Consider the following 12,875-nt stretch of genomic DNA (forward strand, 5'->3'; position numbering starts at 1 on the left):
ATGCAAACTCAATCCTCCTCATTTGACTGGGAAGAATATATTGAATTAGCGAAGCAATTACAACAAAATCCTATTCCAAATGCTCTATATCATACTGCTCTGTATCGGGCCATTGTAAGCAGAGCATACTATGGTGCATTTATGTATTCACGAAGGAGGGCTGAAAGAATCATAGGAGCTTTTTCAGGTGTTAATATCCACGAACAAGTGATTGATTATTATAGTAATTCTGAATCAAAAAATCACCGAAAAGCAGGAACCTTTCTAAAAGTATTGAAAGATAAACGGGTTGAATGCGACTATTTTGATCACCTTACGGAAGATCCAAAAAGGATGGCTGATATATCAATAAAACTCGCAGATACTATAATTAATCTCATTCTGTGACTGAAATGCACTTCCAAACCTCATACAGTCGGACCAGGATAAGAGATATGCATGAAGCAATCTTTAACTTCTTAGAAATAAAAAGGAAGGATGTCTGGAGTATTCCGCTCACGATGCTTCAGGAGGTCATCATCAATGCTCTTGTCCATGCAGATTATTCACAGATAGGAGTACCGATACGGTTGTCATTCTTTGATGACCGGATTGAGGTGGAAAATCCCGGCATTCTCCTCCCTGGTATGACGATTGAGGATGTGAAGTCCGGGGTGTCGAAGATCCGGAACCGGGTGATTGCCCGGGTGTTTCGGGAGTTAGATCTGATTGAACAGTGGGGGAGCGGGTTTCGCCGGATACTTCAAGAGGCTTCGGATTTGGAGCTTACCGAACCGGTGATCGAGGAGATCGGGATGCGGGTCCGGGTGAGAGTTTTTCTCTCTGAAGAACTGGTGATTCATACCGAGGGACTAAGTAGGGACCAAGTTGGGACCAAGTCGGGACTCAGTCCTTCCGGCAGGGACCAGGTTGATCTGAATGATGAGCAGCGAATGGTCTTGCAGAAATGCATTCAGGAGTCCGGAATTACAGACCTGATGGCGGTGGTACAGAGAACCAACCGGAGTACGTTCAGAGAAGCGGTGATCAATCCGTTGCTGGATAAGGAGCTGCTGGAGATGACGATACCAGATAAACCAAACAGCAGTAAGCAGAAGTACCGGATTACCCCGAAAGGAAAGGATCTTCTGGCAATTATATGAAAATAAAGGAAAAAAGTGTATGAATATTATTCCCTCTCATGAATTCATCACCCACCGGGTAGCGAATTCAATGTGTCATCAGGATTCCGGACTGATGGACAGGTATGTCTGGATGTCTGATAGTCTGACCTTCGATCATATCCTTTTTACTGAAAATAACTATGCAGATCGAAGATATTCGATACTACATGAACAAAAACAGATCTTTGCATCGGGGGATATACTGTATCTTCAACCTGAAAAACTGGGGCTGAATATCCTCATGGAGCGAAGGCTGATAGAAGAGGGAATATCATGAGAAATGACAGGATCAGGTCAGGGTTTGGATGTGTGTAAGAGGAAAAGATATGGTAGATACGAAGAGTAATAATCCGGTTCCGAATTTTTATCGGGCATCGGCAGAGGATTTTAAGAAGATTCCGGGAAGTCCTATTGCTTGGTACTGGCCTCCTTTAGAACTGAACATGGTAGTTTAAAAACTCACTCCAATTCCAAAGATGATCAGTAATACTTTCTAACATTGCTGGAGACTTGTGACTACTTTTTACTTCGATAAAATTATGCACAAATTGAAAGATATTTAGCGCTGAAATGAATCTATTGAGTTTTTTTGAAAAAGAGGCAGTTTTCCTTCCAAAACGGCTCAATCGTTGTCTGATTTTATTATTGTAGCCCTCAATGACTGAGGTAGAGATTGCTTTACTATCTGGATTTCCCATAATTTTCTCTCGAATGACATAAACAAGTTTATTCTTCTCTTTTACTTTGATCACCTGACCATAATCCAAGCATGGCTCACAATATAATTCAGGTAAACAAATGCTATATTGGACGTTTCCATCAGTAAAAATCGATATTTTGTTTTCTGGCGTTGGAAGTTCCATTCGGTTAAAAAATCGAACTAACATATCTGCACAAGTATCAATATTTCTTTTTCCAGATTCAAATGCTAAAAATAATCCAGAATCCCTTTTAAAACAAGTATAGGACCAACAATCACCTAATTCTTCAGAGTCAGTTGTTAGGAGATTCTTGTTTTTTTTTGAACAAACTCCCAAATTTCATCCATCTCACAATCCCCCGCGGAAATGTCATGAATAAAATAATCGTTGAGTTTTTCAGCATGTTCACCGATTAAGTGATAATATCGAGATATAGTGTCGCGATGGTGTCCGGTAACTCGAGATACTCCTCGAATTGAAGTTTTTTCAGTCGAGTGTTTCGCAATTATGAGAACAGCAGTTCGTGGTAAACGAGAATCATACAGAGGAGTATTTTTAGTTTCAATAAAAAAACGTCGACAGTGATGGCAATAGTACTGTTGATTGCCTGCAGAATTATGCCCATTTTTAGTAATATTCTTTCCATCTTCAATTTGAAAATAAGTACAATCCGGATTTTGACACGTAATCAATATAGGACCACGTTTTCCAACCATGAAAATAATTATATCTAAACTTATATTAATTTTTAGTACATAAAATTTAATACTTTATTTGCACTTAGTATTACCAGCTTGCTAACAGGGCACTACCTATTGCTTATTGGGTAACCGATAGAGTAAGAGAAATATTTACTCAATCCGTTCCATTATTTGATATTTCAAGCGTAGTCTGTGGTATGACAACAGGAGATAACAATATTTTCGTTCGAAATTGGTTTGAAGTTTGTGATAATAAATGCGGGTGGGGAATCTCTAACCCAGAGGAAGCAATTGTTTCTGGAAAAAAGTGGTTTCCATATAATAAGGGTGGAGAATTTCGTAAATGGTATGGAAATAATACGCATTTAGTAAATTGGGAGAATGATGGTTCAGAAATAGTAAAATCGGGTCGAGCATATCCAAGATCACGCCATCTATATTTTAAAGAGAATATTACCTGGACCTTTATTAGTTCCTCGAAATTTGGAGTTCGAATTTCAAATAAAGGATATATTTTTGATATGAGTGGATGTTGTGCATTTCCCAAAAAAAATAGTCAATATTTTCCGATTGTTGGTTTTTTATGCACAAAAATTACCTTTGATTTATTAATGACAATGAATCCTACATTAAATTTTCAAGTAGGAAATGTAGGTGTTTTACCTTGGTTAGAGGAAAAAATTAGCATTTTTAGTGATAAAATCACATCAACGGTGAAAAAAATCATTACTATCTCTCGTCAAGACTGGGACTCATACGAAACCTCCTGGGACTTCACCACCCTCCCCCTCATCTCCCCCGAATACCTCTCTCCGACCATCGAAGCCTCCTACCAGAAACTCCGCTCCCATTGGCAGGAGATGACCACCGAGATGAAAGAACTCGAAGAGGAGAACAATAAAATATTTATCGAAGCCTATGGCCTGCAGGACGAACTCACCCCTGACGTCCCCCTCTCCGAGATCACCCTCACCTGCAACCCCCATTACCGGTATGACGCCAGTAAACCGGAAGAGGAACTCGAAGCCCTCCTCCGAACCGATACCATCAAAGAGCTCATCTCCTATGCCGTCGGGTGCATGTTCGGGCGGTACTCACTGGACAAACCAGGCCTTATCCTCGCAAACCAGGGAGAGACCGTCGAGGATTACCTGAAACAGGTACCACACCCCACATTCAGACCTGACGATGACAACATCATCCCGGTCCTTGATGACGAATACTTCCCTGATGACATCGTAGGCAGATTCAAAAATTTCCTTAAGATCGTATTTGGAGAGAAGACCCTCTCCCAGAACCTTGATTACATCGCCCAGGCATTGACCGGAAAGAGCACACCCTCACCAGAGAAGGTCATCAGGGACTACTTCCTCAAGGACTTCTTTAAAGATCACGTCCAGCGATACAAGAAACGGCCCATATACTGGATGTTCTCATCCGGAAAGCAACAGGGATTCAATGCCCTCATCTACATGCACCGGTACAATAAGACGACGCTCGCAAAGATGAGGACCGATTACCTCCTTGAACTCGAAGCAAAACTGGATGCAGAACTCACCGCTTTGAGTGAGGACCCGGTGAAGAACAAAGCACGGATATCCAAGATCAAGAAGCAGATCGATGAGATGAAAACGTGGGATGAACTCCTCAACAACAAGGCACTTGCACTCATCGAGATAGACCTTGATGACGGCGTTGTTGTCAATTATGCAAAGTTTAAGGGACTGGTCCGGGCGATATGAACTCCCAGGAATCAGGAGAGAAAGACCGGGGAGAGGGAAATTATGGCTATTCTGAGTATTGAGAAGACAACCGCTGCAATCCTGGAGAAATTTAAAACCCTCTCTGAATTTGAGACCAGAAAGATCGTCTTCTGGTACGACGGGGAACAGACCGCCGGGGAAGAGGACCTGACCCATATCAGAGAGGCACTCGGAGAGCAGGGCATTCGGATGCATATCCTGAACGGGAATTATTTTGCCACCAAAAAACTCCTTGAACATGAAGATATCACATCATCCTACCTCATCTACTCAGCCCAGCCTGAACCAGACTATGAGAAGAACTGGCTATTAGACATCCAGCTCTACTCCGAACGGTTCGAAAACAGCCGGATATCAGATATCAAGGCAGAGATAGGAATCGAAGGATATGACCTTGATCCCTTCCTTGGAGCCAACCAGAAATTCTTCTCGAATAAGAGACGTGCCCTTGGATTTAAGAAGTTCTATGAACCAGCCTGGAGAGAAGAGGACTGCATCAGGGGAATACTCGCCGTTCTCTCGAATGCATCCGCCCCGGACGTCCGTGAGATAATAAAGTCGGTCCTGATGGGTTCCCTTCATGAAGATGAGAATACCCTCTGGGAACAGATAGCAAAGTTTGACCTCACCGAACGGTTCTGGGAGATAGTGCGGAAACAATTCGGGTATTACCAGGAGAGCCCGACCCTGAAAAAATTATTCCTAAGTCTTCTCATCACCCACATCGACCGGAATGCCACCCTCCCGCTCGGCCACCTGGAACAGTTCGTCAATGCAAAACGACAAGGAAATGAATGTGAGTTATTCATCTCCGGATGGATGCATCACGCCCGGGATTCAGCCCGATTTGACAGCTACTGCACCGACCTCCTGACGGAACAGGATAAAAAACTCGAGAAAGAACTGACCTCCATCGTGGATAATGAACGAATAGAAGGCTATCTGAATCCCGAAGCACCTGACATCTTTGACAAGAGCATCATCAGAAAGATAGTATCAACCCTCTCCGATGGCGGGCAGGACTATGACAAGTACCTCTCCTGGATCGAAGCACGAAAGACAAAACACTACTTCCATGAGTTTGAGGACATTTACGCTGCCCTGGTATCTGCAATAAACCTCATCCGGCTAGCAGAGCAGTGCGAAGAAGAGAAGATCCTCGCAGCTACCCCTCATGAACTCTTCCGGACCTATACTGACCGGTATTATCTCCTTGACTATCAGTACCGGAAATTCTACACCTCTTATGACAAAACCAGCGATAAAGACATCTTAAAAACCCATATCCGGGAGATTGTCGAGCGGCAGTACCTCCATATCACCCAGAAGATCCAGATGAAATGGAGTGACCTTATCACGGCACAAGACCGGACCAGCTGGGGAGTTGAACTCATAGAGCCCCAGGAACAGTTCTATACCGCCCATGTAGATAAGATCATCTCCAGAAATGACCGTGATAAAGTGGCGGTCATCATCTCCGATGCCATGCGGTACGAGGTAGCCGTTGAACTAAAAGAAAACCTCAATAAGAACACAAACGGCACCATTGAACTCACTTCTATGGCCGGATGTCTCCCTTCATATACCAAACTTGGGATGGCGGCACTCCTTCCTCATACCATACTTGAATTTCAAAAAGAACACATCCTCGTTGACGGAATGAACGCTGATGGCATTGAAAACCGGGAGAAAATTCTCACCAGGACCAAAGAGGAGTCGATTGCACTCCGGTTCAAAGAGCTCCGTGAGCTCAGAAGAGATCAAGCCAGGGAAAAAATCAGGGGAAAGCGGGTGATATATATCTACCACAATAAGATAGATGATACCGGAGATAACCAGCAATCCGAAGATGAAGTGTTCAAAGCCGCTGATGAAACAATCCAGGAGATTGAAGACATGGTAAACCGCCTGGTCAATTCCCTGAACATCAGTAACATCATCATCACGGCAGATCACGGATTTCTCTATACCCGTAATGCCCTTGAAGATATCGATGTCATTGATGTAGCCGGATTTGACAAAGATCAATTCATCTCCTCAAACAAGCGGTTCATCATCAGCAGTGAAAAGACCAACCTCATGAACACCCATCGCTTTCTCATGGATTATATCTCAGATGAACAAAAAACGCTCTATATCTACACACCCTATGCAGATCTCAGGTTTAAAATGGCCGGAGGCGGACGAAATTTCGTCCATGGCGGATTGTCCTTACAAGAGATAGCAATCCCGGTGCTCCTCTATAACCACAACAAATCCCTGTCAGACCTTGATAAAAAGGGTATTGAATATGGAAAGGTTGGCATCACCCTCATCGGACAGAGCAGGAAGATAACGAACAACCCATTCAAAATTACCCTGTTCCAGACCGAAAACGTAACCGAGAAACGAGGACACCTCAAATGCAGGATTGCCCTCTATGATAACTCCGGTGCCAGAGTCAGCGATGAAAAGGTCATTCTGGCCGACAGAACCACAGATGATCCAAACCAGAGAAAAATAAATATCACCCTGACCATGGACAGCAAAATTAAAAATGGTATATACATCCTGAAAGCCATAGATGAAGATGTGAAAGCAACATTCCGCGATGTCCTCGAGATACCCGTTGAAGTTGATATTTTGATACCCGATGATTTTTAAACGTGATGTGACATGACTGACCTGACACCCGAACCACTACCGGAACAGAGCGATGATCCTGATACAGATAGGAAGCTTAACACCTGGTTTCCCGGCAGGGTGGTCAGAAAAGACCTCACCATAAAACTCAAAGGGTCCAATAATGTCCCGGTCTATGTCCTTGAATACCTGCTTGGATCCTATTGTGCCACCGATGATGAATCACTCATAGAAGAAGGAGTCACAAAAGTAAAACGGATTCTGGCAGACAATTACGTCCGGCCTGATGAAGCTGAACTTATCAAATCCAGAATCAGGGAGACCGGGTATTACACCGTCATTGATAAAATAACCGTCCGGCTGAATGAAAAGAGGGATGTATATGAAGCAGAGTTCTCATCCCTTGGAATCAAGGAGATAGAGATTGAACCGGAAACAATCAGAAGATATGAGAAATTGCTCGGGGGTGGGATCTGGTGCATCGTAAAGATGGAATATATGTCCGAAGGATCGCGATCACCCTTTGTCATCGCAAGTCTCAAACCGATTCAGATCCCGAACATGGATATAAATGAACTCATCGACCGGAGGAAATACTTCACCAAAGATGAGTGGATCGATATACTACTCCGGACCGTCGGGATGGAACCGGACACCCTTGATTATACGGTAAAATGGCACCTGCTCCTGAGGCTTGTACCCCTGGTTGAAAATAATTACAACCTTTGTGAACTTGGGCCGAGAAGCACTGGCAAATCCCATGTATACAAAGAGATATCCCCAAATTCAATCCTCATCTCCGGAGGACAAACCACCGTCGCAAACCTCTTTTACAACCTAAGCTTACGACAGGTCGGACTTGTCGGGCTCTGGGATGTCGTTGCTTTTGATGAAGTAGCCGGAATCAGGTTCAAGGACAAGGATGGCATCCAGATACTCAAGGATTACATGGCATCCGGTTCATTTGCCCGGGGAAAAGACCAGATCAATGCAAATGCCTCAATCGTATTTGTCGGAAACGTCAATGAAAGTATCCAGTCCTTACTCAAGACCGCCCATCTCTTTGCTCCGTTCCCTGATGCAATGAACAATGACAGTGCCTTTTTTGACCGGATACATTACTATCTCCCCGGTTGGGAAGTTCCCAAATTCAGACCTGAACACTTCACCATGCGGTATGGATTCATCGTGGATTACCTGGCCGAATACCTCCGTGAGATGAGGAAACGTTCGTTTGGTGACACTATCTTCAAATACTTCAGATTTGGCAGTAACCTGAACCAGCGTGACACCATAGCCATCAAGAAAACCTGTTCCGGTCTTTTAAAACTCATCTACCCGGATGACAGTGCCACAAAAGAAGATGTTCGTGAGATACTGGAATATGCCCTTGTCGGACGGAGAAGGGTAAAAGAACAACTCAAAAAAATCGGGGGCATTGAGTTTTACGATGTCAACTTCTCTTATTTCGATAACGAAGAAGGGACCGAGCATTTCGTGACAGTCCCGGAGAGCGGAGGGAGTAAGTTAATCCCCGAAGGTATGACCAAACCAGGTCAGGTATATTCAGTAAGTCGAAATGAAGAGGGTAAAATAGGAGTATATAAGTTTGAGCTCCAGGTTATACCCGGCTCTGGAAAATATGAAAAATCGGGTCTTGGATCAAATATGAAAGCAAAGGAATCAGTCCAGACCGCTTTTCATTATTTCAAAGCCAATGCAAAGTCTGTAAGCCAGAGCATCTCCACCAAGGAACGGGATTATCAGCTCCATGTGCAGGATCTCATGGGTGTTGGGATATCAGATGAACTGGCTCTTCCGGCTTTCATCAGTCTCTGTTCCGGTGCTCTTGGAAAACCGGTCCATGAGTCGATTGTCATTCTTGGGACCTTCACCATCGGTGGCTCGGTGAGCACTATTGATAATCTATCCGATCTCCTTCAGATTGCTCTTGATGCCGGGGCAAAAAAAGTCCTGATACCGATCTCATCAGCAGGAAAGATCTCGGTTGTTCCCCCTGACCTCTTCAGCAAATTTCAGATATCATTCTATGAAGATCCAGTCGATGCGGTGTATAAATCGATTGTATTGTCGTAGGATAAAAGAAATATCAAGCCCTATTTATAGAAATCAGTCATTGGGGTTAGGTTCTTTGAAATATCATTATCTCCCATACCCCTCCGGCACATCCTCAAACTCACCCCAGGTAAACCAATCACTTCCCCCCACTATATCAGACCACCAAAGAGCCAGGAAATACTTCATGAAAAAACATTTGATTCATACGCGGGAGGTAAACCCGCCCGACTCATCATGAACATACGGGAACCCAGGATAACTTACTTTTTTAATGCTGAACCCCTGATCGTAAACGAACCACCGTGAAGATTGATCCATTTCGGCTCAACAACACCAATATGCTGGCCACACGTACAATAAACGTCATTTCCTCTCCTGATGGTATAATCAGAGGAAATCCGCGAATGCCAGTGGTGCAGGAGTCTGCCTTTTCCAATCTTCTGGTATCGGAATAGTTTTCTTCCGCAGGCAGCACAATAAACCGTAATAATTCGTACCCATGTAAGACAGCTTTGTAGATTAATCCAGATCTTGAGGCATAATTTTTCAATAATTCTTATTACACTGTATGTCTTATCATGAAGATAGAGATACTTCTCTGATCCATTTCTTTAACCCAGACGCGCAAATGTCTCACAATAGTGGTCTAAACTACAATCATTGAAACTTCAAAGAGGCGATAGAAAAAAAAGAGAGAATTACGAGTATTTTCCGGTTTTTTAACGATAACTAATAGTACATAACCCTCCTTCAGACTATCGATCCGAAGATAAAGACCTACAAAATTTCAGAAAATTTCAATGAGAGAGTTTCTTTTATGTTGCGGCTTTTTGCAAGGTGCCGCAGTGATTTTTCTAATTTAACCCATCGTTTGTTTACGTTCCCTTTGCCAAATAAATTTTGATTCAAAACACTCAAAAACTCCAATCCTTTCTCTGAAAATACTTTTGACCATAACATCGGGGTATATTTTCCTTTATCATTTTTTCGAGACGTAGATACAATCCAGGAAAACAGATCTCTGCTAATAATAAACCGTAGTAACATGGAATAAATGTGAATAAACGCCATTGGCTCATTTCCGAGAAACATTTTTCCAAGGTCGTAATCCCCTTTTAATTCCTTAAAAATAAGTTCAATCACCCAACGAAATCGGTATAAATCATAAATATCATCAGCCGAAAATAACTCTTTACTGATATTTGTGATATAGAGGTGCCATTTTTCAGTAAGAGGATTCCAGGTACAAATTACCCTGAATTCTTGAAAAATTGGAGTTTTAATTTTGTTAATCCGCTTGTCTCCAACATGAAATGAACAAATGAGATCATAAACTCCTTTTTTTGGCATTAGATCTAAAAAATCGTAGCCATTAATGCTTTTAAAACGAATATGATCAACAATTGATGTTATTTCAGAAGGTCCTGAATTGATTGAAACAACCTTAAAAACAGCATTGCTTTTTATTCTACTAACAAAAAAACCTCCATATTGTTGAATTTTAGAGAAAATTTTTAGAGAATAGTATCCCAGGTCGTTTATTAGGAGAATATTCTCTATTTCAGGTCCAATTTTTAACATCTTAGAGTCATGAACCCTTTCTGTTGTTATAATTGCATTTTTTACTGAATTAGAAACAACACTATAAATTGCATGGATCTTTAATCCAGCAGATTCATCGCGAGAACGTGCTGCAGGATGCAATTCATAGAGTTTTTTACTAATTCGAATAATACTGCTGTCTTGAACTAAAATATCTTTGAAACCCCCTACAATTCCCTTTAAATGAGCAGGAGACTGATGAACCATTTGATCTATATAATGTTCCATCAGTGATTTCAGAAAATCTACTAATTTTAAATTAAACCGCTTCCTGAAACTTTGGTTACGAATTGAGGTTAGTATCTTTGGATTATCATCAAGGTCAATATAATGACGATGGATCTCGTCTAATGTGGGTTTCATATGACTGCTGACTCCAAAAATGAGGGTAAATATCAAAAGAACAGGATCGAGTTTCCTTTTTCTCTGCATAAATCCTGTTTCCCGAGCTGTCTTTTCAATAAAATCAAAGGTAAATTTTTGAAATACCCAAGATTTTAGGTTTTTTAGACACTTAGAAGAAGGCTTCTTCATATTCTTTAGGTCGCCCGACGGTGCTCACCGTAGGGCGGCGCCGAAAATATATAAAGGTATCGATTTGTATTTGAAAATGTATTCTTGATAAGTAACACTGATTTTGGCTCTGTTAGGTATCAGGCCATAAAGCTGTCATGCATGAATTCGTACCAAGAATATTGCTGTAGAGATGTATTAGTGATAGTGTGTTATTGATTGATGAGGGTAAAAAATCCTCAAATGTTTATTGATAGTTTCAAAAATATTAAAAAAACCTGATTTGTTGGAAGGGGGTTTTCGTTATTTTCTATAAGAAAGCACCGAATAGACTCGGGATTATGAGAGGGGACGGGAATTTGCTTTTGGATCTGAAAAGAAGATTTGGAATATCGCTGATTGGTTTATTTTTTCATCGATTACGTGTACTGTATCTCCAGGGATTGATTTTAACATCCTTGTCACCTTTCAGTAAGGAATCGAAATTATATGGTTCAAAAAAATTTTCTTTGAAGATACATTCAATAAAAAAGTGGATCTTGTCATTGAAGATGGCAAAAAAACCAGGATAAGATTGAATCATACGGGAAAGGGTATTTGCATGAGAGATTTGGTCCTGTAGAGGGATTTCAGGCTCTCCATTTCCAGGATCTATTTATAAACTGAATCTCTATGTTCAAACGTATGAAGGATCAGATGATCGTGAGTATATTCATATAATATCCTAAATGGAGGGACCCTAACACTCCTCATCCCAGCAAGCTCATATTGTAAGGGTTTACCAACGTCTGGATTTTCGATGATCTTCTCAACAATTTTTTATTTTTACCTGTAACCCCTTATCCCGGATCTTTTTAAGACACCTTTTGAATTCTTCAGTGTATTCTATCTGCATGTTATTCCCAGATACTATCGAGATCATCCGGACTGGAAATGGAATGGGTCCTTCCGGCAAGAACGTCTTCTCTTGAACGCTGAATCTGCTCCATTAAATCCGGCGTATTAAGAATTTCAATCGTTTCAATAACCTCTTCAAATTCTGATTGTAATCGTTTCAGTCTTGAAAATGCCTCTGAACTGATTATGACGGGTCCTGGTGTGGTTTCGTCCATATTCTTTCCTAGTTACTGAATTGATCAATTGGGAATTTATAGGTAATATTGAACCAGATCACTGCCCGCATCGCGAAGATCAAAACTGATGCTCTCCCTATATTCATTTTTCAAAAAGCCAGCAGAGATAAGAATTTTTCTCACTCGTGGACATCAATGAATGACATATAAGCATCCGGGCACCATCATCCGGAGCATTTGACACACCCATTGCAAACATTCTTGCAAATGAAGCCCTTGAAACAGCCATAAGGGGAACCGCCTCCCACGACAGTTCAGAGGATGGATTCAGGATCACCCTCAAGTGCCATGCAGCATCCGGGGCCTGGTCAATAACCCCTTTGAGCTCGTTCGCCTCAGCGAGCTTTCCGATGATCTGATTGATCTTATCCCCTATCTCCGGATTTCCCTTAAGAGCAACCATGTCGGAGAAACTCCCACCAGAAGGAACTTCGATTAATGCCTTCTTATCTCCGGCATATTTATCCGACACATACTTGACGAAGAGGAGGACGAGCACATAATCTTTGTATTGGGATGCATCCATACCTCCCCGGAGTTCATCGCAACTCTTCCACAGTGAGTTATAAAGTTCTGATTTTTAACCATTGAGGAAAAT

12 protein-coding genes are annotated in these 12,875 nt (G+C 41.9%); 7 read left to right on the forward strand and 5 right to left on the reverse strand.

The window, feature by feature from the left end; translation table 11 throughout:
- From MHUN_RS09875 to MHUN_RS19520, 4 genes are read left to right on the forward strand one after another with little or no spacing between them, the layout of a single operon-like run.
- Positions 1-387, forward strand: a complete 387-nt coding sequence (locus MHUN_RS09875; protein WP_011448877.1) for a hypothetical protein — start codon at positions 1-3, stop codon at positions 385-387.
- Positions 388-434: 47 nt separating this feature from the next.
- The gene (locus MHUN_RS09880) at positions 435-1,142 is read left to right on the forward strand and encodes an ATP-binding protein (RefSeq protein WP_011448878.1); all 708 of its coding nucleotides are present in this window, start codon (positions 435-437) and stop codon (positions 1,140-1,142) included.
- A 19-nt stretch (positions 1,143-1,161) separates the two neighbouring features.
- A complete protein-coding gene (locus MHUN_RS09885) occupies positions 1,162-1,440 on the forward strand; it encodes a hypothetical protein (RefSeq protein ID WP_011448879.1) in 279 nt (92 codons plus the stop codon).
- A gap of 49 nt (positions 1,441-1,489) precedes the next feature.
- Positions 1,490-1,618, forward strand: a complete 129-nt coding sequence (locus MHUN_RS19520) for a BREX-1 system adenine-specific DNA-methyltransferase PglX (protein WP_239441517.1) — start codon at positions 1,490-1,492, stop codon at positions 1,616-1,618.
- Here the strand turns inward: MHUN_RS19520 and MHUN_RS18325 are convergent.
- Positions 1,595-2,580, reverse strand: a protein-coding gene (locus MHUN_RS18325) for an IS1-like element ISMhu11 family transposase (protein ID WP_143709314.1) whose coding sequence is annotated in 2 segments (ribosomal slippage) — positions 1,595-2,187 and positions 2,187-2,580 — 987 coding nt in all. Because the reading frame shifts where the segments join, the coding sequence is not laid out codon by codon here. The two genes, MHUN_RS19520 and MHUN_RS18325, sit on opposite strands and share 24 nt — an antisense overlap.
- 98 nt (positions 2,581-2,678) lie before the next feature.
- Between MHUN_RS18325 and pglX the strand changes: the two genes are divergently transcribed.
- From pglX to brxL, 3 genes are read left to right on the forward strand one after another with little or no spacing between them, the layout of a single operon-like run.
- Positions 2,679-4,307, forward strand: coding sequence for a BREX-1 system adenine-specific DNA-methyltransferase PglX (pglX, locus tag MHUN_RS09895; RefSeq protein WP_143709455.1), 1,629 nt, complete (start codon positions 2,679-2,681; stop codon positions 4,305-4,307).
- Between the two features lie 42 nt (positions 4,308-4,349).
- The gene (gene pglZ / locus MHUN_RS09900) at positions 4,350-6,971 is read left to right on the forward strand and encodes a BREX-1 system phosphatase PglZ type A (protein WP_011448880.1); all 2,622 of its coding nucleotides are present in this window, start codon (positions 4,350-4,352) and stop codon (positions 6,969-6,971) included.
- Between the two features lie 12 nt (positions 6,972-6,983).
- Positions 6,984-9,047, forward strand: a complete 2,064-nt coding sequence (brxL, locus tag MHUN_RS09905; RefSeq protein ID WP_011448881.1) for a protease Lon-related BREX system protein BrxL — start codon at positions 6,984-6,986, stop codon at positions 9,045-9,047.
- Between the two features lie 759 nt (positions 9,048-9,806).
- On the opposite strand, the gene MHUN_RS09910 is transcribed toward brxL, so the two are convergent.
- The 4 genes from MHUN_RS09910 to MHUN_RS19525 form a co-directional block, all read right to left on the reverse strand.
- Complete coding sequence (locus tag MHUN_RS09910) at positions 9,807-11,165, reverse strand: IS4-like element ISMhu6 family transposase (protein WP_011448882.1); 1,359 nt, start codon at positions 11,163-11,165, stop codon at positions 9,807-9,809.
- Positions 11,166-11,795: 630 nt separating this feature from the next.
- Entirely contained in the window at positions 11,796-11,960 is a 165-nt protein-coding gene (locus MHUN_RS20040; protein ID WP_143709599.1) for a type II toxin-antitoxin system RelE family toxin, read from the reverse strand.
- Positions 11,961-12,040: 80 nt separating this feature from the next.
- A complete protein-coding gene (locus tag MHUN_RS09915) occupies positions 12,041-12,256 on the reverse strand; it encodes a hypothetical protein (RefSeq protein WP_048067431.1) in 216 nt (71 codons plus the stop codon).
- A gap of 103 nt (positions 12,257-12,359) precedes the next feature.
- Positions 12,360-12,836, reverse strand: a complete 477-nt coding sequence (locus MHUN_RS19525) for a type I restriction-modification system subunit M N-terminal domain-containing protein (RefSeq protein ID WP_275039218.1) — start codon at positions 12,834-12,836, stop codon at positions 12,360-12,362.
- Between the last annotated feature and the right edge of the window lie 39 nt (positions 12,837-12,875).

Origin of the sequence: Methanospirillum hungatei JF-1, from assembly GCF_000013445.1 — an archaeon.
GTDB classification, from domain to species: domain Archaea; phylum Halobacteriota; class Methanomicrobia; order Methanomicrobiales; family Methanospirillaceae; genus Methanospirillum; species Methanospirillum hungatei.